Genomic DNA, 20,934 nt, shown 5'->3' on the forward strand with positions numbered 1-20,934 from the left:
AGCGGGCAACACAGGCATCCGCTGCCGTCAGCCAGCGGTTGGTAGCGGCCAACCACCAAGCTTCTAGGCTCGTTCAAGCCATCGGACGGCCATCGGGTCTCAGTCGGTGAACACTCGGGTTGTCTCATCAAGGTATCCTGCCTCGACAACTATGCCCGCCGTGATTCGGAGATCGTATGCAATATTCCTTCACCGAGAAGAAGCGTATTCGCAAGAGTTTTGCGAAGCGCCCCATCGTTCACCAAGTACCTTTCCTGCTGGCTACCCAGCTTGAATCATTCAGCACGTTTCTGCAAGCAGATACGTCATCTACGCAACGCAAGCCGGAAGGCTTGCAGGCCGCGTTTACTTCCGTTTTTCCGATCGTTTCGCACAACGGCTTCGCGCGTCTTGAGTTCGTCAGCTACATGCTGTCGCCGCCGGCATTCAACATCAAGGAATGCCAGCAGCGCGGTCTGACGTACTGCTCGGCGCTGCGCGCCAAGGTGCGTCTGGTGCTGCTCGACAAAGAATCACCGAGCAAGCCGGTCGTCAAAGAAGTGAAGGAACAGGAAGTGTACATGGGCGAAATCCCGCTCATGACGCCGACCGGTTCGTTCGTCATCAACGGCACCGAACGTGTGATCGTTTCGCAGCTGCACCGTTCGCCGGGTGTTTTCTTCGAACACGACAAGGGCAAGACGCACAGCTCGGGCAAGCTGCTGTTTTCGGCACGTATCATTCCCTACCGTGGCTCGTGGCTCGACTTCGAATTCGACCCGAAGGACGTGCTGTACTTCCGCGTCGACCGTCGTCGTAAGATGCCGGTTACGATCCTGCTAAAGGCAATCGGCCTGACGCCGGAACAGATCCTCGCAAACTTCTTCGTGTTCGACAATTTCACGCTGATGCCGGAAGGCGCGCAGATGGAATTCGTGCCGGAGCGTTTGCGCGGTGAAGTCGCGCGCTTCGATATCACGGACCGCGATGGCAACGTGATCGTCCAGAAGGACAAGCGGATCAACGCCAAGCACATTCGCGACCTCGATAACGCGAAGACCAAGTTCATCTCGGTGCCGGAAGATTATCTGCTCGGCCGTGTGCTCGCGAAGAACGTGATCGACGGCGATACGGGTGAAGTCATCGCGAACGCCAACGACGAAATTACCGAATCCGTGCTCGAGAAGCTACGCGAAGCGAAGATCAAGGACATCCAGACGCTCTACACGAACGATCTGGACCAGGGTCCGTACATCTCGTCGACGCTGCGTATCGACGAAACGGCCGACAAGATGGCCGCACGTATCGCGATCTACCGCATGATGCGTCCGGGCGAGCCGCCGACCGAAGAAGCGGTCGAGGCACTGTTCAACCGTCTGTTCTACAGCGAAGAAGCGTACGACCTGTCGAAGGTGGGTCGTATGAAGTTCAACCGGCGCGTCGGCCGTGATGAAATCGTCGGTCCGATGACGCTGCAGGACGACGACATTCTCGCGACGATCAAGATCCTCGTCGAGCTGCGCAACGGCAAGGGCGAAGTGGACGACATCGACCACCTCGGCAACCGTCGTGTGCGCTGCGTCGGCGAACTCGCTGAGAACCAGTTCCGCGCGGGCCTCGTGCGTGTCGAACGTGCTGTGAAGGAACGCCTCGGCCAGGCCGAAAGCGAAAACTTGATGCCGCACGACCTGATCAACTCGAAGCCGATCTCGTCGGCGATTCGCGAGTTCTTCGGGTCGTCGCAACTGTCGCAGTTCATGGACCAGACCAATCCGCTGTCGGAAATCACGCACAAGCGTCGTGTTTCTGCACTAGGCCCGGGCGGTCTGACTCGTGAGCGCGCAGGCTTCGAAGTCCGCGACGTGCACCCAACTCACTACGGCCGTGTGTGCCCGATTGAAACGCCGGAAGGTCCGAACATCGGTCTGATCAACTCGCTCGCTCTGTACGCGCACCTGAACGAATACGGCTTCCTCGAAACGCCGTATCGCAAGGTGGCGGACGGCAAGGTGACCGACCAGATTGACTATCTGTCGGCGATCGAAGAAGGCCGTTACGTGATCGCTCAGGCGAACGCGGCGGTGGCTGACGACCGCACGCTGACCGATGAACTCGTGTCGTCGCGTGAAGCGGGCGAAACGCTGATGGTCACGCCGGACCGCATTCAGTACATGGACGTGGCGCCGTCGCAGATCGTGTCGGTCGCAGCTTCGCTGATTCCGTTCCTCGAGCACGACGACGCGAACCGCGCATTGATGGGCTCGAACATGCAGCGTCAGGCCGTCCCGTGTCTGCGTCCGGAAAAGCCGGTCGTCGGTACGGGCATCGAACGCACCGTGGCGGTCGACTCGGGCACGACGGTTCAGGCACTGCGTGGCGGTGTGGTCGATTACGTCGACGCGGGCCGTATCGTGATTCGCGTGAACGACGACGAAGCGGTCGCGGGTGAAGTCGGCGTCGACATCTACAATCTGATCAAGTACACGCGTTCGAACCAGAACACGAACATCAACCAGCGTCCGATCGTGAAGATGGGCGACAAGGTTGCGCGCGGCGACGTGCTGGCTGACGGCGCATCGACCGATCTGGGCGAGCTCGCGCTCGGCCAGAACATGCTGATCGCGTTCATGCCATGGAACGGCTACAACTTCGAAGACTCCATCCTGATTTCGGAGAAGGTCGTTGCGGACGACCGTTACACGTCGATTCACATCGAAGAACTGAACGTCGTTGCACGCGACACGAAGCTCGGACCGGAAGAAATCACGCGCGACATCTCGAATCTCGCCGAAGTGCAGCTTGGCCGTCTCGACGAGTCGGGCATCGTGTACATCGGCGCGGAAGTCGAAGCGGGCGACGTGCTGGTCGGCAAGGTCACGCCGAAGGGCGAAACGCAGCTGACGCCGGAAGAAAAGCTGCTGCGCGCGATCTTCGGTGAGAAGGCGTCGGACGTGAAAGACACGTCGCTGCGCGTGCCGTCGGGCATGAGCGGCACCGTGATCGACGTGCAGGTATTCACGCGTGAAGGCATCCAGCGCGACAAGCGCGCGCAACAGATCATCGACGATGAACTGAAGCGCTATCGTCTCGACCTGAACGACCAGCTGCGTATCGTGGAAGGTGATGCGTTCCAGCGTCTCGCGCGCATGCTCGAAGGCAAGGTCGCGAATGGCGGTCCGAAGAAGCTCGCGAAGGGCACGAAGATCGAGCGCGCTTACCTCGAAGATCTGGACCACTATCACTGGTTCGACATCCGCCTCGCGGATGAAGAAGCAGCGGCCCAGCTCGAAGCGATCAAGAACTCGATCGAAGAGAAGCGTCACCAGTTCGACCTCGCGTTCGAAGAGAAGCGCAAGAAGCTCACGCAAGGCGACGAACTGCCGCCGGGCGTGCTGAAGATGGTCAAGGTGTATCTGGCGGTGAAGCGCCGTCTGCAGCCTGGCGACAAGATGGCAGGCCGTCACGGTAACAAGGGTGTCGTGTCGAAGATCGTGCCGATCGAAGACATGCCCTACATGGCCGACGGCCGTCCGGCTGACGTCGTTCTGAACCCGCTCGGCGTGCCGTCGCGGATGAACGTGGGTCAGGTTCTCGAAGTGCATCTGGGTTGGGCCGCGAAGGGTCTCGGCTGGCGTATCGGCGAAATGCTGCAGCGTCAGGCGAAGATCGCTGAACTGCGCGAATTCCTGATCAAGATCTACAACGAATCGGGCCGCGCCGAAGAGCTGGACAGCTTCAGCGACGACGAAATCCTCGAACTGGCGAAGAACCTGCGCGAAGGCGTGCCGTTCGCAACGCCGGTGTTCGACGGTGCGACGGAAGAAGAAATGTCCCGCGCGCTCGATCTGGCGTTCCCGGACGACATCGCTGAAAACCTCGGCATGACGCCGTCGAAGAACCAGGTGCGTCTGTTCGACGGTCGCACGGGCGAGATGTTCGAACGTACGGTGACGGTCGGCTACATGCACTACCTGAAGCTGCACCACCTGGTCGACGACAAGATGCACGCGCGTTCCACGGGCCCGTACTCGCTCGTCACGCAGCAGCCGTTGGGCGGTAAGGCGCAGTTCGGTGGCCAGCGTTTCGGTGAAATGGAAGTGTGGGCGCTCGAAGCGTACGGCGCATCGTACGTGCTGCAGGAAATGCTGACGGTGAAGTCGGACGACGTGACGGGCCGGACCAAGGTTTACGAGAACCTGGTCAAGGGCGATCACGTGATCGATGCCGGCATGCCTGAGTCGTTCAACGTGTTGGTGAAGGAAATCCGGTCGCTGGGTATCGACATCGACCTGGACCGGAACTAATCGGACTACTGGAGAGAAGCGATGAAAGCTTTGCTCGATCTATTCAAGCAAGTCCAACAACCTGAAGTTTTCGACGCGATCAAGATCGGTCTGGCCTCGCCGGACAAGATCCGTTCGTGGTCGTTCGGTGAAGTCAAGAAGCCGGAAACCATCAACTACCGCACGTTCAAGCCGGAGCGCGATGGTCTGTTCTGCGCGAAGATTTTCGGTCCGATCAAGGACTACGAATGCCTTTGCGGCAAGTACAAGCGCCTGAAGCACCGCGGCGTGATCTGCGAGAAGTGCGGCGTCGAAGTGACGCTCGCGAAGGTGCGTCGTGAGCGAATGGGCCACATTGAGCTGGCCTCGCCGGTCGCGCACATCTGGTTCCTGAAGTCGCTGCCGTCGCGTCTGGGCATGGTGCTCGACATGACGCTGCGCGACATCGAGCGCGTGCTGTACTTCGAAGCATACGTGGTGATCGATCCGGGCATGACGCCGCTCAAAGCGCGGCAGATCATGACCGAAGAGGATTACTACAACAAGGTCGAGGAATACGGCGACGAATTCCGTGCCGAGATGGGCGCGGAAGGTATTCGCGAACTGCTGCGCGCGATCAACATCGACGAGCAGGTCGAGCTGCTGCGCACGGAGCTCAAGAACACCGGCTCGGAAGCGAAGATCAAGAAGTACGCGAAGCGCCTGAAAGTGCTCGAGGCGTTCCAGCGTTCGGGCATCAAGCCGGACTGGATGGTCCTCGAAGTGCTGCCGGTGCTGCCGCCGGAACTGCGTCCGCTCGTCCCGCTCGACGGCGGCCGTTTCGCGACGTCGGACCTGAACGACCTGTATCGCCGCGTGATCAACCGTAACAACCGGTTGAAGCGTTTGCTCGAGCTGAAGGCGCCTGAAATCATCGTCCGCAACGAAAAGCGGATGCTGCAGGAAGCCGTCGACTCGCTGCTCGACAACGGCCGTCGCGGCAAGGCGATGACCGGTGCGAACAAGCGTCCGCTGAAGTCGCTCGCGGACATGATCAAGGGTAAGGGCGGTCGCTTCCGTCAGAACCTGCTCGGTAAGCGTGTCGACTACTCGGGCCGTTCGGTGATCGTGGTCGGCCCGACGCTGAAGCTGCATCAGTGCGGTCTGCCGAAGCTGATGGCGCTCGAACTGTTCAAGCCGTTCATCTTCAACAAGCTCGAAGTGATGGGTGTCGCTACCACCATCAAGGCTGCGAAGAAGGAGGTCGAGAACCAGACACCGGTGGTGTGGGACATCCTCGAAGAGGTGATCCGCGAACATCCGGTCATGCTGAACCGTGCGCCGACGCTGCACCGTCTCGGCATCCAGGCTTTCGAGCCGGTGCTGATCGAAGGTAAGGCAATCCAGCTGCACCCGCTCGTTTGCGCGGCGTTCAACGCCGACTTCGACGGTGACCAGATGGCCGTTCACGTGCCGCTGTCGCTCGAAGCGCAGATGGAAGCGCGCACGCTGATGCTCGCGTCGAACAACGTACTGTTCCCGGCCAACGGCGATCCGTCGATCGTGCCGTCGCAGGATATCGTGCTCGGCCTGTACTACGCGACGCGTGAAGCGGTGAACGGCAAGGGCGAAGGCCTGACATTCACGGGCGTGTCGGAAGTGCTGCGCGCGTACGAGAACAAGGAAGTCGAACTGGCCTCGCGCGTCAACGTGCGGATCACCGAAATGGTCCACAACGAAGACAAGTCGGAAGGCGGGCCGGCGTTCGTACCGAAGATCACGCTGTATGCGACCACGGTTGGCCGCTCGATCCTGTCGGAAATCCTGCCGCCGGGTCTGCCGTTCTCGGTGCTGAACAAGCCGCTGAAGAAGAAGGAAATCTCGCGTCTGATCAACACCGCGTTCCGCAAGTGCGGTCTGCGTGAGACGGTGATTTTCGCCGACCAACTGATGCAGTCGGGCTTCCGTCTGGCAACGCGTGCTGGTATTTCGATTTGCGTCGACGACATGCTCGTACCGCCGCAGAAGGAAACCATCGTTGGCGACGCCGCGAAGAAGGTGAAGGAATACGACCGTCAGTACATGTCGGGTCTCGTCACTGCGCAGGAGCGCTACAACAACGTGGTCGACATCTGGTCGGCGACGTCGGAAGCGGTCGGCAAGGCAATGATGGAGCAGCTGTCGACGGAACCGGTCACGGACCGCGACGGCAACCAGACGCGTCAGGAGTCGTTCAACTCCATCTACATGATGGCGGACTCAGGCGCTCGTGGTTCCGCGGTTCAGATCCGTCAGCTGGCCGGTATGCGCGGTCTGATGGCGAAGCCGGACGGCTCGATCATCGAGACGCCGATTACGGCGAACTTCCGCGAAGGTCTGAACGTGTTGCAGTACTTCATCTCGACCCACGGTGCACGTAAGGGTCTGGCTGATACGGCACTGAAGACCGCGAACTCGGGTTACCTGACGCGTCGTCTCGTCGACGTGACGCAGGATCTGGTCGTCGTCGAGGAGGATTGCGGCACGTCGAACGGCGTGGCGATGAAGGCGCTCGTGGAAGGCGGTGAAGTGGTCGAAGCGCTGCGTGACCGTATCCTGGGTCGCGTGGCCGTGGCTGACATCGTCAACCCGGAATCGCAGGAAACGCTGTTCGAAGCGGGCACACTGCTCGACGAAGACGCGGTCGAAGACATCGAACGCCTCGGCATCGACGAAGTGCGCGTGCGCACGCCGCTGACCTGCGAAACGCGCTACGGTCTGTGCGCGGCCTGCTACGGTCGCGACCTCGGCCGCGGCTCGCTGGTGAACGTCGGCGAAGCGGTCGGCGTGATCGCGGCGCAGTCAATCGGTGAACCGGGCACGCAGCTCACGATGCGTACGTTCCACATCGGTGGCGCGGCGTCGCGTGCGGCGGTGGCATCGTCGGTCGAAGCGAAGTCGAACGGTACGGTGCGTTTCACGTCGACGATGCGTTACGTCACGAATGCGAAGGGCGAGCAGATCGTCATCTCGCGTTCGGGTGAAGCGATGATCACCGACGATCACGGCCGCGAGCGCGAGCGTCACAAGGTGCCGTACGGCGCCACGCTGCTGCAGCTCGACGGTGCGCAGATCAAGGCTGGCACGCAACTGGCCACGTGGGATCCGATGACGCGTCCGATCATCACCGAGTATGGTGGTACGGTGAAGTTCGAGAACGTCGAGGAAGGCGTGACGGTCGCGAAACAGATCGACGACGTGACGGGTCTGTCCACGCTCGTCGTGATCGACGTGAAGCGTCGTGGTTCGCAGGCGTCGAAGACGGTGCGTCCGCAGGTCAAGCTGCTCGATGCGAATGGCGAGGAAGTGAAGATCCCGAACACCGAGCACTCGGTGCAGATCGGCTTCCAGGTCGGCGCGCTGATCACCGTGAAGGACGGTCAGCAGGTGCAGGTCGGCGAAGTGCTCGCACGTATCCCGACCGAATCGCAGAAGACGCGTGACATTACCGGTGGTCTGCCGCGTGTGGCGGAACTGTTCGAAGCACGTTCGCCGAAGGACGCGGGTATCCTGGCGGAAGTCACGGGTACGACGTCGTTCGGTAAGGACACGAAGGGCAAGCAGCGTCTCGTTATCACGGACCTCGAGGGCAACCAGCACGAGTTCCTGATCGCGAAGGAAAAGCAGGTTCTGGTGCACGATGGTCAGGTCGTCAACAAGGGCGAAATGATCGTCGACGGACCGGCGGATCCGCACGACATCCTGCGTCTGCAGGGCGTCGAGGCGCTGTCGCGCTACATCGTGGACGAAGTGCAGGACGTGTACCGTCTGCAAGGCGTGAAGATCAACGACAAGCACATCGAAGTGATCGTGCGTCAGATGTTGCGCCGCGTGCAGATTTCGGACAACGGCGACACGCGTTTCATCCCGGGCGAACAGGTCGAGCGGTCGGACATGCTCGACGAGAACGACCGTATGATCGCGGAAGACAAGCGTCCGGCAACGTACGAAAACGTGCTGCTCGGTATCACGAAGGCGTCGCTGTCGACCGATTCGTTCATCTCCGCGGCGTCGTTCCAGGAAACGACCCGCGTGCTGACCGAAGCGGCGATCATGGGCAAGCGCGACGACCTGCGTGGCCTGAAGGAAAACGTGATCGTCGGCCGCCTGATTCCGGCCGGTACGGGTCTCGCGTTCCACAAGGCGCGCAAGAGCAAGGAACTGGCCGACCGCGAGCGTTTCGATCAGATCGCAGCGGAAGAGTCGTTCGAATTCGGTACGCCGGAAACGCCGGCTGCCGAACAGCAACACTCGGGCGAGTAAGTGCTGGCGGCGCAAGCCGCCATGCCTCACGAGCCACGAAGGCCGCTCAGTTTCGACTGAGCGGTTTTTTTTTGCTCTTTTTGCGCGTGCATGGGTGCCACGTGCCGGAGCAGTCCTAGGCCCGATGGCTAACGTTGTCGCAAAGCGCGGGCGCGGCACGAATGGGTTGGTAAAATTCGTCTCACCGCCTGCGTGCCGTTCCTTTCGCCGTCTCTCTCAAATACATGTCCCGACCGCTCGAAATCCTCAATGAAGTCTTTGGTTATCCCGCGTTCAGAGGGCAGCAGGGCGAAATTGTCGAGCACGTCGCCGACGGTGGCGATTGCCTTGTGCTGATGCCGACGGGCGGCGGCAAATCGCTGTGCTATCAGATCCCGTCGCTGGTGCGGCGCGAATGCGGCTTTGGCGCCGGCATCGTGGTGTCGCCACTGATCGCGCTGATGCAGGATCAGGTGGCCGCGCTGACCGAAGTCGGCGTGCGGGCCGCGTACCTGAACTCAACGTTGTCGAGCGCGGAGGCGGTGGCCACCGAGCGGGCGCTCCGCGACGGCGACATCGATCTGCTCTACGTCGCACCGGAGCGGCTGATGACGCCGCGCTTCCAGGAACTGCTCGAACGCACGCGCATCGGTCTTTTCGCGATCGACGAAGCGCACTGCGTGTCGCAATGGGGACACGATTTCCGGCCCGAGTATATTCAGCTGTCGGTGCTGCACGAGCGCTTTCCGAATGTCCCGCGCATCGCGCTGACGGCGACCGCCGACGCGATCACGCGCGACGAAATCATCCACCGTCTCGCGCTCGAAGATGCGCGCGTGTTCGTGTCGAGTTTCGATCGGCCGAACATCCGCTATCGCATCGCCGAAAAAGACAACGCGCGCACGCAACTGCTCGACTTCATCCGCGCCGAGCATACGAAAGCCGACGGTACGACCGACGCGGGCGTCGTTTATTGCCTGTCGCGCCGCAAGGTCGAGGAAACCGCGGAGTGGCTGAAGGAAAAGGGCATGCGCGCGCTGCCATACCACGCCGGCATGGAGTTCGAGGTGCGCCAGAAACATCAGGAGATGTTCCAGCGCGAGGAAGGCATCGTGATGTGCGCGACGATTGCGTTCGGCATGGGCATCGACAAACCCGACGTGCGGTTCGTCGCGCATCTGGATTTGCCCAAGAGCGTGGAAGGGTACTACCAGGAGACCGGCCGCGCGGGCCGCGACGGACTGCCGTCGAACGCGTGGATGGCCTACGGGCTCGGCGACGTCGTGCAGCAGCGCAAGATGATCGACGAATCCGAAGCAGACGACGCGCACAAGCGGGTCCAGACCGGCAAGCTCGACGCGCTGCTCGGTTTGTGCGAAACGGCGACTTGCCGGCGGGTGCGCCTGCTCGCGTACTTCGGCGAAACGAGCCAGCCGTGCGGCAACTGCGACAACTGCCTCGAGCCGCCGCCGACCTGGGATGCAACGCGCGAGGCTCAGATGGCGCTGTCGTGCGTGTTTCGCGCGCAGCGTGCGAGCGGCTTTCATTTCGGAGCCGGACACCTGATAGATATTTTGCGTGGCAACCGCAGCGAAAAAATCCTGCAGCGTGGCCACGAGAAGCTGACCACGTTCGGTATCGGCGCGGCGCTCGGTGAGCCGGAGTGGCGTGCGATCTTTCGCCAACTCGTCGCGTTCGGTTACCTGACGGTCGACCACGAGGGCTTCGGTTCGCTCGTGCTGACGGAGGCGAGCAAGCCGGTGCTCAAGGGCGAGCAGAAGGTGACGATGCGTCGCTACGTCAAGCCGACACGCACGCGTCAATCGTCGGGTCGTACGAGCGAGCGCGCCGATCCGACCATTGGCATGGGCCCTCGCGAGCGGGCCCGCTGGGAGCGTCTACGCATGTGGCGCACAGAAACCGCGAAGAGCGACGGAGTGCCGGCTTATGTGATTTTCCATGACGCGACGCTCGCGGAAATCGCCCGTCTCGGCCCCGATTCGATCGACGATCTGCGCGGGATTCCGGGCATGGGGGCGCGTAAACTGGACCGTTTCGGCTACGAATTGCTGCACGTCGTAGCGGCAGACTGACGTCGTCTGGCTGTTTAGCCGGATTGACAGGGGCGAAACACCGCAACCTGTTGACTCCCTTAGTATTTTCGGAATATTATGCTAGGTTCCGGTTCTTGGAATGCTACGCGCAACTTCAGTTCGTGCGTGAGCGGGCCAGCCGGAAGTTCGATGCGCGGGCGTTTCCGCTTTGCCCGGAAACCGATGCGTCGATTTTGTTCAATTTCAGGAATAATCAATGCCAACCATCAATCAACTGGTTCGCAAAGGCCGCACGTCGGAAACGACGAAGAGCAAGAGCCCGGCTTTGCAGGACTGCCCCCAGCGTCGCGGCGTGTGCACCCGTGTGTACACCACGACGCCGAAGAAGCCGAACTCGGCACTCCGTAAGGTCGCCAAGGTTCGTCTGACGAACGGCTTCGAAGTCATTTCGTACATTGGTGGCGAAGGCCACAACCTGCAGGAACACTCGGTCGTGCTGATTCGCGGCGGCCGTGTGAAGGACTTGCCGGGTGTGCGTTACCACATGGTTCGCGGCTCGCTGGATACCCAGGGCGTCAAGGATCGTAAGCAGGCTCGCTCGAAGTACGGTGCAAAGCGTGCCAAGGCTGGCAAGTAATTAGCCGGTCGATCGTAGTTTCAGGTCGCCTGCAAAGGCGGTAATAGCGATGGTGCCGGAATCGCCGGTGCTATCGAGTAAGTGGTCACCCGACCAGGCTGGTTAGTCTTACGGATGAATCGGGTTAGTTGGTGGCCGCGGGGCTGTAAGCAGCTCCAACTGAAAAGTAAAGGAAGAAACATGCCGCGTCGTCGCGAAGTCCCCAAGCGGGAAGTGTTGCCGGATCCGAAGTTTGGCAACGTTGATGTAGCAAAATTCATGAACGTGCTGATGCTCTCCGGCAAGAAGTCGGTTGCCGAGCGTATCGTGTACGGCGCTTTCGAACAGATCCAGACCAAGGGTGGCAAGGACCCGCTGGAAGTGTTCACGGTGGCGCTCAACAACGTCAAGCCGGTGGTAGAAGTGAAGAGCCGCCGCGTTGGTGGTGCGAACTATCAGGTTCCGGTCGAAGTGCGCCCGTCGCGTCGTATGGCATTGGCGATGCGTTGGCTGCGTGAAGCCGCGAAGAAGCGCAGCGAGAAGTCGATGGCCCTGCGTCTGGCAGGTGAGCTCTCCGAAGCGGCCGAAGGCCGTGGCGGCGCGATGAAGAAGCGCGACGAAGTTCACCGGATGGCAGAAGCCAACAAGGCGTTCTCGCACTTCCGTTTCTAAGCTTCCCCACCCCGGGTTTAGCGGAAAACGGAAAGAAATTCCGGGCGGGTGCGCTTCAAAGGCGCCTCGCCCGTTTGTGTTACAGCGCGATGGACATCTCTCGCATCGCGTCATCCCAATAGAGGATCAAAGTGGCTCGCAAGACTCCTATCGAGCGCTACCGTAACATCGGTATTAGCGCTCACATCGACGCCGGCAAAACGACGACGACCGAGCGCATTCTGTTCTACACGGGCGTGAACCACAAGATTGGTGAAGTTCACGACGGCGCTGCCACCATGGACTGGATGGAGCAGGAACAGGAGCGCGGCATCACGATTACTTCCGCTGCTACCACGGCATTCTGGAAGGGCATGGCGGGCGACCGCGCCGAACACCGCATCAACATCATCGACACCCCGGGTCACGTCGACTTCACGATTGAAGTCGAGCGCTCGATGCGCGTGCTCGACGGCGCGTGCATGGTGTACTGCGCTGTAGGCGGCGTGCAGCCCCAGTCGGAAACCGTGTGGCGTCAGGCTAACAAGTACAAGGTTCCCCGTCTCGCGTTCATCAACAAGATGGACCGTACCGGCGCGAACTTCTTCAAGGTCTACGACCAGCTCAAGCTGCGTCTGAAGGCGAACCCGGTTCCGGTCGTCGTGCCTATCGGCGCGGAAGAGAACTTCACGGGCGTCGTCGATCTGATGAAGATGAAGGCGATCATTTGGGACGACGCGTCGCAAGGCACCAAGTTCTCGTACGAAGACATCCCGGCAGAGCTCGTCGACACATGCAACGAATGGCGTGAAAAGATGGTCGAAGCCGCGGCGGAAGCGAACGAAGACATGATGAACAAGTACCTCGAGTCGGGTGAGCTGACCGAAGAGGAAATCATCAAGGGTCTGCGCGACCGTACGATCGCTTGCGAAATCCAGCCGATGCTGTGCGGCACCGCGTTCAAGAACAAGGGTGTGCAGCGCATGCTGGACGCCGTGCTCGACTTCCTGCCGTCGCCGATCGACATCCCGCCGGTTACCGGCGAGCTGGAAAACGGTGAAAAGGGTGAGCGCCGCGCTGCTGACGACGAAAAGTTCTCGGCACTGGCGTTCAAGATCATGACCGACCCGTTCGTCGGCCAACTGATCTTCTTCCGTGTGTACTCTGGCGTTGTGAATTCGGGCGACACCCTGCTGAACGCGACCAAGGACAAGAAGGAACGTCTGGGCCGTATTCTGCAGATGCACGCGAACCAGCGCGAAGAAATCAAGGAAGTGCGCGCAGGCGACATCGCCGCTGCGGTCGGCCTGAAGGACGCGACCACGGGCGACACGCTGTGCGATCCGACGAGCCCGATCGTGCTCGAGCGCATGGTTTTCCCGGAACCCGTGATTTCGCAGGCTGTTGAGCCGAAGACGAAGCCGGACCAGGAAAAGATGGGTCTGGCCCTGAACCGTCTGGCGCAGGAAGATCCGTCGTTCCGCGTTCAAACGGACGAAGAATCGGGTCAAACCATTATTTCGGGCATGGGCGAGCTCCACTTGGAAATTCTGGTCGACCGGATGAAGCGTGAGTTCGGCGTTGAAGCAACGGTTGGCAAGCCGCAGGTGGCTTACCGCGAAACGATTCGCGGCAAGGCGGAAGACGTTGACGGCAAGTTCGTCAAGCAGTCGGGTGGTCGCGGCCAGTACGGTCACGCGGTCATCACGCTCGAGCCGAACGAGCAAGGCAAGGGCTACGAGTTCCTGGACGAGATCAAGGGCGGTGTGATTCCGCGTGAATACATCCCGGCAGTCGACAAGGGTATCCAGGAAACGCTGAAGGCCGGCGTGCTGGCGGGCTTCCCGGTCGTGGACGTGAAGGTTCACCTGACGTTCGGTTCCTACCACGATGTCGACTCGAACGAAAACGCGTTCCGCATGGCCGGTTCGATGGCGTTCAAGGAAGCGATGCGCAAGGCACAGCCGGTCATCCTCGAACCGATGATGGCTGTCGAAGTCGAAACGCCGGAAGACTACATGGGCAACGTGATGGGCGACCTCTCTGGCCGTCGCGGTATTGTTCAGGGCATGGATGACATGGTTGGCGGCGGCAAGATCGTTCGCGCCGAAGTGCCGCTGTCGGAAATGTTCGGCTACTCGACGTCTCTGCGTTCGCTGACGCAAGGCCGTGCAACGTACACGATGGAGTTCAAGCACTACGCTGAAGCTCCGCGTAACGTGTCGGAAGCGATCATCAACGCGAAGTCGAAGTAATCGCGCGGCAAAGTCATTCAACGATTAACTTTCTGAAAGAAGAGAAACATGGCTAAAGGTAAATTCGAGCGGACCAAGCCGCACGTGAACGTGGGCACGATCGGTCACGTTGACCACGGCAAGACCACGTTGACGGCAGCGATCACGACGGTCCTGACGCAGAAGTTTGGCGGCGAAGCGAAGGCGTACGACCAGATCGACGCGGCGCCGGAAGAAAAGGCGCGTGGCATTACCATCAACACCGCGCACGTCGAGTACGAAACGGCTAACCGCCACTACGCACACGTCGACTGCCCGGGCCACGCAGACTACGTGAAGAACATGATCACGGGCGCGGCGCAGATGGACGGCGCAATCCTGGTGTGCTCGGCTGCCGACGGCCCGATGCCGCAAACGCGTGAGCACATCCTGCTGGCGCGTCAGGTTGGCGTTCCGTACATCATCGTGTTCCTGAACAAGTGCGACATGGTGGACGACGCCGAGCTGCTGGAACTCGTCGAGATGGAAGTTCGCGAACTTCTGTCGAAGTACGACTTCCCGGGCGACGACACGCCGATCATCAAGGGTTCGGCCAAGCTGGCGCTGGAAGGCGACAAGGGCGAGTTGGGTGAGGTAGCGATCATGAACCTGGCCGATGCGCTGGACACGTACATCCCGACGCCGGAGCGCGCGGTTGACGGTGCGTTCCTGATGCCGGTGGAAGACGTGTTCTCGATCTCGGGTCGCGGCACGGTGGTGACGGGTCGCGTCGAGCGCGGCGTGATCAAGGTTGGCGAGGAAATCGAGATCGTCGGTATCCGCGCAACGGCCAAGACGACCTGCACGGGCGTGGAAATGTTCCGCAAGCTGCTCGACCAGGGTCAGGCAGGCGACAACGTTGGTATCCTGCTGCGCGGCACGAAGCGTGAAGACGTGGAGCGTGGTCAGGTTCTGGCCAAGCCGGGTTCGATCAACCCGCACACGCACTTCACGGCTGAAGTGTACGTGCTGAGCAAGGACGAAGGCGGCCGTCACACGCCGTTCTTCAACAACTACCGTCCGCAGTTCTACTTCCGTACGACGGACGTGACCGGCTCGATCGAGCTGCCGAAGGACAAGGAAATGGTGATGCCGGGCGACAACGTGTCGATCACGGTGAAACTGATCAACCCGATCGCGATGGAAGAAGGTCTGCGCTTCGCAATTCGCGAGGGTGGCCGTACGGTCGGCGCTGGTGTCGTCGCCAAGATCATCGAGTAAAATCGACGATTGCTGTAGCAGTCTGTAGCGCCCGGGCTCGGGCACTCGCTCTGCGCGAGCGTCCGAGCCTACGTTCTTTTTTCTAATCGGCGGTGCAATATCGCCTCGCTCTTTTCAAGGAATTTGTCATGCAGAACCAGAAAATCCGCATTCGCCTGAAGGCTTTCGACTATCGCCTGATCGACCAATCGGCAGCTGAAATCGTCGATACGGCAAAGCGGACTGGCGCGATTGTTCGTGGTCCCGTACCCCTGCCGACCCGCATTCAACGCTTCGACATCCTGCGTTCGCCGCACGTCAACAAGACGTCGCGTGACCAGCTCGAAATCCGCACCCACCAGCGTCTGATGGACATCGTTGACCCGACGGACAAGACCGTCGACGCGCTCATGAAGCTGGATCTCCCGGCTGGCGTGGACGTTGAAATCAAGCTGCAGTAAGGCTTCCAGCCCTTGCCCGGCCACCCGGGCAACGCTAAGTCATTGATTGCTTGCGGAAAACGAAAAGGCTCGCTATACTGTTGAGCTTTTCGCGCATTTGCGTAAAAAAGTCGGCGTCCTGCAGCATGGTTTCATGCCCGAAGCGGTGCCGGCATTTTGTAAATTAGCCCCGACCAATCGCAGTCGGGAATGGAGAAAACGATGAGCCTTGGACTCGTAGGTCGCAAGGTTGGCATGACCCGTATCTTCACGGCTGAAGGGGATTCAATTCCCGTCACCGTGCTGGACGTGTCCGACAACCGCGTGACGCAGATCAAGACTGTTGAAACCGACGGCTACACGGCCGTGCAGGTTGCCTTCGGTACGCGCCGTGCATCCCGCGTGACGAAGCCGTTGGCAGGTCATCTCGCCAAAGCCGGTGTTCAAGCCGGTGAAATCCTCAAAGAATTCCAGATCGATGCCGCTAAGGCTGCCGAACTGTCGAGCGGCGCCGTGGTTGGTCCCGAGCTGTTCGAAGTGGGCCAGAAGGTCGACGTGCAAGGCGTGTCGATCGGTAAAGGCTACGCCGGTACCATCAAGCGTTATAACTTCTCGTCTGGCCGTGCATCCCACGGTAACTCGCGCTCGCACAACGTGCCGGGCTCGATCGGTATGGCGCAGGATCCGGGTCGTGTTTTCCCGGGTAAGCGCATGACCGGTCACATGGGTGATGAGAAGGTAACGGTGCAAAACCTCGAAATCGCTCGTATCGATGCTGACCGCAAGCTGCTGCTGGTCAAGGGCGCCGTTCCGGGTGCGAAGGGTGGCAAGGTATTCGTTACGCCGGCCGTGAAGACGCGTGCCGTGAAAGGAGCGAAATAATGGAACTTAAGCTCCTGAATGCCAATGGTCAGGAAAGTGCAGGCGTTAGCGCGTCGGACGTCGTGTTCGGCCGCGACTACAACGAAGCCCTGATTCACCAGGTGGTGGTTGCGTACCAGGCGAATGCCCGTAGCGGCAACCGCGCGCAGAAGGATCGTGAGCAGGTCAAACACACGACCAAGAAGCCGTGGCGCCAGAAGGGTACGGGCCGCGCCCGTGCCGGTATGTCGTCGAGCCCGCTGTGGCGCGGCGGTGGCCGTATTTTCCCGAATTCGCCGGAAGAAAACTTTTCGCACAAGGTCAACAAGAAGATGCATCGTGCAGGTCTCTGCTCGATCTTCTCGCAGTTGGCCCGCGAAGGCCGCATCTCGGTGGTCGACGAGTTGACGCTCGAAGCGCCGAAGACGAAGCTGCTGGCCGAAAAATTCAAGGCGATGGGTCTCGATTCCGTGCTGGTGATTACCGACACGGTTGACGAAAACCTGTACCTCGCGTCGCGCAACCTCGCCCACGTGGCGGTTGTGGAGCCGCGTTACGCCGACCCGCTGTCGCTGATCTACTTCAAGAAGATCCTGATCACGAAGGCTGCGGTCGCCCAGATCGAGGAGTTGCTGTCATGAGCGAGATTCGCAAGAACGATCATCGTTTGATGCAGGTCCTGCTCGCGCCGGTGGTCTCCGAAAAGGCGACGCTGGTGGCCGACAAGAACGAACAGGTTGTGTTCGAAGTCGCGCCGGATGCCACGAAGCAGGAAGTGAAAGCTGCAGTCGAGCTGCTGTTCAAGGTGGAAGTCGATTCCGTCAACGTGCTGGTCGCGAAGGGCAAAGCCAAGCGCTTTGGTCGCTTCATGGGCAAGCGCAAGGACGTGAAGAAGGCGTACGTCTGCCTGAAGCCCGGCCAGGAAATCAACTTTGAAGCGGAGGCCAAGTAATCATGGCAATCGTGAAAGTTAAGCCGACTTCGCCGGGTCGCCGCGCGATGGTCAAGGTGGTCAACAAGGAACTGCACAAGGGCAAGCCGTTCGCAGCGCTGCTCGACACGCAGTCGTCGACCGCCGGCCGTAACAACAACGGTCACATCACCACGCGTCACAAGGGTGGTGGTCACAAGCATCACTATCGTGTCGTCGACTTCCGTCGCACGAAGGATGGTATTCCCGCAAAGGTCGAGCGTCTCGAGTACGACCCGAACCGTAGCGCGAACATCGCGCTGGTTCTGTACGCAGACGGCGAGCGCCGCTACATCATCGCTCCGAAGGGTATTACCGTCGGTCAACAGCTGATGTCGGGTTCGGAGGCGCCGATCCGCGCAGGTAACACGCTGCCGATCCGCAACATCCCGGTCGGTACGACGATTCACTGCATCGAAATGCTGCCGGGCAAGGGCGCGCAAATGGCGCGTTCGGCGGGTACGTCGGCGATGCTGCTGGCTCGCGAAGGCATCTACGCGCAGGTTCGTCTGCGTTCGGGCGAAATCCGCCGCGTTCACGTTGAATGCCGCGCAACGATCGGTGAAGTAGGCAACGAAGAGCATAGCCTCCGTCAAATCGGTAAGGCTGGTGCGAACCGCTGGCGCGGTATCCGCCCGACGGTGCGTGGCGTTGCAATGAACCCGGTCGACCACCCGCACGGTGGTGGCGAGGGCAAGACTGCGGCAGGCCGCGATCCGGTGAGCCCGTGGGGCACGCCGACGAAGGGCTATCGCACCCGCAGCAACAAGCGCACGACGAGCATGATCGTCCAGCGCCGTCACAAGCGTTAAGGAGTAGGCAATGGCACGTTCTATTAAGAAAGGTCCGTTCTGCGACGCCCATTTGCTGAAGAAGGTTGAGGCGGCTGCAGCATCGCGTGACAAGAAACCGATCAAGACCTGGTCGCGTCGCTCGACGATCCTGCCGGACTTCATCGGCCTGACGATCGCCGTTCACAACGGCCGTCAACACGTTCCGGTGTATGTCACGGAAAACATGGTCGGCCACAAGCTTGGCGAGTTCGCACTGACCCGTACGTTCAAGGGACACGCGGCCGACAAGAAGGCCAAGAAATAAGGGGCAATCAAGATGGAAGTGAAAGCAATTCATCGCGGTGCCCGCATCTCGGCGCAGAAAACGCGCCTTGTGGCTGACCAGATCCGCGGTTTGCCGGTCGACAAGGCGCTGAACGTTCTGACATTCTCGCCGAAGAAGGCTGCGGGGATCGTGAAAAAGGTCGTGCTGTCGGCGATCGCGAATGCGGAGCACAACGAAGGCGCCGATATCGACGAGCTCAAGATCAAGAGCATCTACGTCGACAAGGCAGCATCGCTGAAGCGTTTCACCGCGCGCGCTAAAGGCCGCGGTAACCGCATCGAGAAGCAATCCTGTCACATCACTGTGACGGTCGGGAATTAAGGGGCCATACGATGGGACAGAAAATTCATCCGACTGGCTTCCGTTTGGCCGTCAGCCGCAATTGGGCTTCGCGTTGGTACGCGAACAACAACAATTTTGCGGCGATGTTGCAGGAAGACATCGGTGTTCGGGAATACCTGAAGAAGAAGCTGAAGAACGCGTCCGTCGGCCGCGTTGTGATCGAGCGTCCTGCAAAGAACGCGCGTATCACGATTTTCAGCTCGCGTCCGGGTGTCGTGATCGGCAAGAAGGGTGAAGACATCGAACTGCTGAAGTCCGAGCTGCAAAAGCGCATGGGCGTTCCGGTTCACGTCAACATCGAAGAAATCCGCAAGCCGGAAACGGACGCGCAACTGATCGCTGATTCGATCACGCAACAGCTCGAGCGCCGGATCATGTTCCGCCGCGCGATGAAGCGTGCGATGCAGAACGCGATGCGTCTGGGTGCTCAAGGCATCAAGATCATGAGCGCTGGCCGTCTGAACGGTATCGAAATCGCCCGTACGGAATGGTATCGCGAAGGTCGCGTGCCGCTTCATACGCTGCGTGCGGATATCGACTACGCAACGTCGGAAGCAAAGACGACGTACGGCATCATCGGTGTGAAGGTGTGGGTCTACAAGGGCGACACGCTCGGCCGCAACGACGCACCGGTGGTCGAAGAAGTCGCCGAAGAAAAGCGTCCGCGCCGCAACGCACGTCCGGGTGGCGATCGCCGTCCGCGTCGTGATGGTGAAGGTGGTGGCCCGGCAGGTGCACGCCGTGGCGCTCCCCGACGTGCTGGCGGTGCCGGCGGCGACGGGAAGACTGGAGAATAACGATGCTGCAACCGAAACGCAGAAAGTATCGCAAAGAGCAGAAAGGTCGTAACACCGGCGTTGCTACCCGCGGCAACGCGGTGTCGTTCGGTGAGTTCGGCCTGAAGGCTGTCGGTCGTGGCCGTCTGACCGCGCGCCAGATTGAAGCGGCGCGTCGTGCAATGACGCGTCACATCAAGCGCGGTGGCCGCATCTGGATCCGGATTTTCCCGGACAAGCCGATCTCGACCAAGCCGGCGGAAGTGCGTATGGGTAACGGTAAGGGTAACCCGGAGTACTACGTCGCTGAGATTCAACCGGGCAAGATGCTGTACGAAATGGACGGCGTAACCGAAGAACTGGCGCGCGAAGCGTTCCGTCTGGCTGCAGCGAAGCTGCCGCTGAAGACGACGTTTATCGTGCGTCAGCTCGGCGCCTAAGGAGCAAATGATGAAGGCTTCCGAACTTCACCAGAAAGATCAGGCCGCGCTCAACAAGGAGCTGTCGGACCTGTTGAAGGCGCAATTTGGCCTGCGCATGCAACTCGCGACCCAGCAGCTCACGAACACGAGCCAGCTGAAGAAGGTCCGTCGCGACATCGCGCGTGTGCGGACCGTCCTGACTGAGAAGGCGAACCAGAAATGAACGATAGCGTAAAAAACTCGCTCAAGCGGACGCTGGTCGGCAAGGTCGTCAGCAACAAGATGGACAAGACGGTTACCGTGCTGGTCGAGCACCGCGTGAAGCACCCGATCTACGGCAAGTACGTCGTGCGGTCGAAGAAGTACCACGCGCATGACGACGCGAACACGTACAACGAGGGCGACCTCGTTGAAATCCAGGAAACTCGTCCGATTTCGAAGACGAAGGCTTGGGTTGTGGCTCGCCTGGTCGAGGCTGCTCGCGTCATCTAATGTCGCAAAGCTGTAGAAGTAGTTGAAATCGCAGTAAGTTTCGCTTGCAAGACCGAGATTATTTGATATACTCTCGGTCTTCCCTCTTTGTGGGAGCCCCGTCGCGGGCGAAGTTGGTGGGGGAAGCGGTTCGGGCGCCAGCCTAGACCGAAGGATTCACCGGATTGCGATGGCGGGTTTCGTTTGCCGTCGCTGC

18 protein-coding genes are annotated in these 20,934 nt (G+C 60.3%); all 18 read left to right on the forward strand.

Annotation, left to right across the window (positions count from 1 at the left end; all coding sequences use genetic code 11):
• Positions 1-176: 176 nt before the first annotated feature.
• The 18 genes from rpoB (at position 177) to rpsQ (ending at position 20,738) form a co-directional block, all read left to right on the forward strand.
• Positions 177-4,283, forward strand: coding sequence for a DNA-directed RNA polymerase subunit beta (gene rpoB / locus OKW30_RS19800; RefSeq protein ID WP_184040838.1), 4,107 nt, complete (start codon positions 177-179; stop codon positions 4,281-4,283).
• A 21-nt stretch (positions 4,284-4,304) separates the two neighbouring features.
• A complete protein-coding gene (gene rpoC / locus OKW30_RS19805) occupies positions 4,305-8,543 on the forward strand; it encodes a DNA-directed RNA polymerase subunit beta' (RefSeq protein WP_184070693.1) in 4,239 nt (1,412 codons plus the stop codon).
• A 224-nt stretch (positions 8,544-8,767) separates the two neighbouring features.
• Positions 8,768-10,615: a DNA helicase RecQ gene (recQ, locus tag OKW30_RS19810; protein WP_184070691.1), complete on the forward strand. Its 1,848-nt coding sequence runs from the start codon at positions 8,768-8,770 to the stop codon at positions 10,613-10,615.
• Between the two features lie 217 nt (positions 10,616-10,832).
• A complete protein-coding gene (gene rpsL / locus OKW30_RS19815) occupies positions 10,833-11,213 on the forward strand; it encodes a 30S ribosomal protein S12 (RefSeq protein WP_006053290.1) in 381 nt (126 codons plus the stop codon).
• A gap of 180 nt (positions 11,214-11,393) precedes the next feature.
• A complete protein-coding gene (gene rpsG, locus OKW30_RS19820; protein WP_006053291.1) occupies positions 11,394-11,864 on the forward strand; it encodes a 30S ribosomal protein S7 in 471 nt (156 codons plus the stop codon).
• Positions 11,865-11,995: 131 nt separating this feature from the next.
• Positions 11,996-14,098 (forward strand): elongation factor G, encoded by a 2,103-nt coding sequence (fusA, locus tag OKW30_RS19825; RefSeq protein WP_090802169.1) that lies wholly within the window; start codon positions 11,996-11,998, stop codon positions 14,096-14,098.
• 48 nt (positions 14,099-14,146) lie between these two features.
• On the forward strand, positions 14,147-15,337 hold the full coding sequence (gene tuf, locus OKW30_RS19830) for an elongation factor Tu (protein WP_129958904.1): 1,191 nt from the start codon (positions 14,147-14,149) through the stop codon (positions 15,335-15,337).
• Between the two features lie 128 nt (positions 15,338-15,465).
• On the forward strand, positions 15,466-15,777 hold the full coding sequence (rpsJ, locus tag OKW30_RS19835; RefSeq protein WP_006998489.1) for a 30S ribosomal protein S10: 312 nt from the start codon (positions 15,466-15,468) through the stop codon (positions 15,775-15,777).
• Between the two features lie 201 nt (positions 15,778-15,978).
• Positions 15,979-16,638, forward strand: coding sequence for a 50S ribosomal protein L3 (gene rplC / locus OKW30_RS19840; RefSeq protein ID WP_090805499.1), 660 nt, complete (start codon positions 15,979-15,981; stop codon positions 16,636-16,638).
• Positions 16,638-17,258, forward strand: a complete 621-nt coding sequence (gene rplD, locus OKW30_RS19845; RefSeq protein ID WP_090802165.1) for a 50S ribosomal protein L4 — start codon at positions 16,638-16,640, stop codon at positions 17,256-17,258. The genes rplC and rplD overlap by 1 nt, the downstream gene beginning before the upstream one ends.
• A complete protein-coding gene (rplW, locus tag OKW30_RS19850) occupies positions 17,255-17,569 on the forward strand; it encodes a 50S ribosomal protein L23 (RefSeq protein WP_008923345.1) in 315 nt (104 codons plus the stop codon). Before rplD ends, rplW begins: the two co-directional genes overlap by 4 nt.
• Positions 17,570-17,571: 2 nt before the next feature.
• Positions 17,572-18,399, forward strand: coding sequence for a 50S ribosomal protein L2 (gene rplB / locus OKW30_RS19855; RefSeq protein WP_018420149.1), 828 nt, complete (start codon positions 17,572-17,574; stop codon positions 18,397-18,399).
• A 10-nt stretch (positions 18,400-18,409) separates the two neighbouring features.
• Positions 18,410-18,685, forward strand: coding sequence for a 30S ribosomal protein S19 (gene rpsS, locus OKW30_RS19860; protein ID WP_006998484.1), 276 nt, complete (start codon positions 18,410-18,412; stop codon positions 18,683-18,685).
• Between the two features lie 12 nt (positions 18,686-18,697).
• Complete coding sequence (gene rplV, locus OKW30_RS19865; RefSeq protein ID WP_004199272.1) at positions 18,698-19,027, forward strand: 50S ribosomal protein L22; 330 nt, start codon at positions 18,698-18,700, stop codon at positions 19,025-19,027.
• A gap of 11 nt (positions 19,028-19,038) precedes the next feature.
• The gene (gene rpsC, locus OKW30_RS19870; protein ID WP_012434570.1) at positions 19,039-19,845 is read left to right on the forward strand and encodes a 30S ribosomal protein S3; all 807 of its coding nucleotides are present in this window, start codon (positions 19,039-19,041) and stop codon (positions 19,843-19,845) included.
• 2 nt (positions 19,846-19,847) lie between these two features.
• A complete protein-coding gene (gene rplP, locus OKW30_RS19875) occupies positions 19,848-20,264 on the forward strand; it encodes a 50S ribosomal protein L16 (protein ID WP_008923342.1) in 417 nt (138 codons plus the stop codon).
• Between the two features lie 10 nt (positions 20,265-20,274).
• A complete protein-coding gene (gene rpmC, locus OKW30_RS19880; RefSeq protein WP_007180130.1) occupies positions 20,275-20,469 on the forward strand; it encodes a 50S ribosomal protein L29 in 195 nt (64 codons plus the stop codon).
• Positions 20,466-20,738 carry a 30S ribosomal protein S17 gene (rpsQ, locus tag OKW30_RS19885; protein ID WP_184052225.1) on the forward strand — a complete coding sequence of 91 codons (273 nt, stop codon included), beginning with the start codon at positions 20,466-20,468 and terminating at the stop codon, positions 20,736-20,738. The genes rpmC and rpsQ overlap by 4 nt, the downstream gene beginning before the upstream one ends.
• Positions 20,739-20,934: the final 196 nt, after the last annotated feature.

The sequence above is a fragment of the Paraburkholderia sp. Clong3 genome (assembly GCF_050436485.1).
Classification (GTDB): domain Bacteria; phylum Pseudomonadota; class Gammaproteobacteria; order Burkholderiales; family Burkholderiaceae; genus Paraburkholderia; species Paraburkholderia tuberum.

What these genes read in the sequence shown, in the direction of transcription:
- rpsG (WP_006053291.1), top strand. Translation starts at nt 11,394, where the DNA reads ATGCCGCGTCGTCGCGAAGTCCCCAAGCGGGAAGTGTTGCCGGATCCG.
- rplB (WP_018420149.1), top strand. Translation starts at nt 17,572, where the DNA reads ATGGCAATCGTGAAAGTTAAGCCGACTTCGCCGGGTCGCCGCGCGATG.
- rpoB (WP_184040838.1), top strand. Translation starts at nt 177, where the DNA reads ATGCAATATTCCTTCACCGAGAAGAAGCGTATTCGCAAGAGTTTTGCG.
- rplD (WP_090802165.1), top strand. Translation starts at nt 16,638, where the DNA reads ATGGAACTTAAGCTCCTGAATGCCAATGGTCAGGAAAGTGCAGGCGTT.
- rpsL (WP_006053290.1), top strand. Translation starts at nt 10,833, where the DNA reads ATGCCAACCATCAATCAACTGGTTCGCAAAGGCCGCACGTCGGAAACG.
- rplC (WP_090805499.1), top strand. Translation starts at nt 15,979, where the DNA reads ATGAGCCTTGGACTCGTAGGTCGCAAGGTTGGCATGACCCGTATCTTC.
- rplP (WP_008923342.1), top strand. Translation starts at nt 19,848, where the DNA reads ATGCTGCAACCGAAACGCAGAAAGTATCGCAAAGAGCAGAAAGGTCGT.
- rplV (WP_004199272.1), top strand. Translation starts at nt 18,698, where the DNA reads ATGGAAGTGAAAGCAATTCATCGCGGTGCCCGCATCTCGGCGCAGAAA.
- rpmC (WP_007180130.1), top strand. Translation starts at nt 20,275, where the DNA reads ATGAAGGCTTCCGAACTTCACCAGAAAGATCAGGCCGCGCTCAACAAG.
- recQ (WP_184070691.1), top strand. Translation starts at nt 8,768, where the DNA reads ATGTCCCGACCGCTCGAAATCCTCAATGAAGTCTTTGGTTATCCCGCG.
- rplW (WP_008923345.1), top strand. Translation starts at nt 17,255, where the DNA reads ATGAGCGAGATTCGCAAGAACGATCATCGTTTGATGCAGGTCCTGCTC.
- rpsS (WP_006998484.1), top strand. Translation starts at nt 18,410, where the DNA reads ATGGCACGTTCTATTAAGAAAGGTCCGTTCTGCGACGCCCATTTGCTG.
- rpoC (WP_184070693.1), top strand. Translation starts at nt 4,305, where the DNA reads ATGAAAGCTTTGCTCGATCTATTCAAGCAAGTCCAACAACCTGAAGTT.
- rpsJ (WP_006998489.1), top strand. Translation starts at nt 15,466, where the DNA reads ATGCAGAACCAGAAAATCCGCATTCGCCTGAAGGCTTTCGACTATCGC.
- rpsC (WP_012434570.1), top strand. Translation starts at nt 19,039, where the DNA reads ATGGGACAGAAAATTCATCCGACTGGCTTCCGTTTGGCCGTCAGCCGC.
- tuf (WP_129958904.1), top strand. Translation starts at nt 14,147, where the DNA reads ATGGCTAAAGGTAAATTCGAGCGGACCAAGCCGCACGTGAACGTGGGC.
- rpsQ (WP_184052225.1), top strand. Translation starts at nt 20,466, where the DNA reads ATGAACGATAGCGTAAAAAACTCGCTCAAGCGGACGCTGGTCGGCAAG.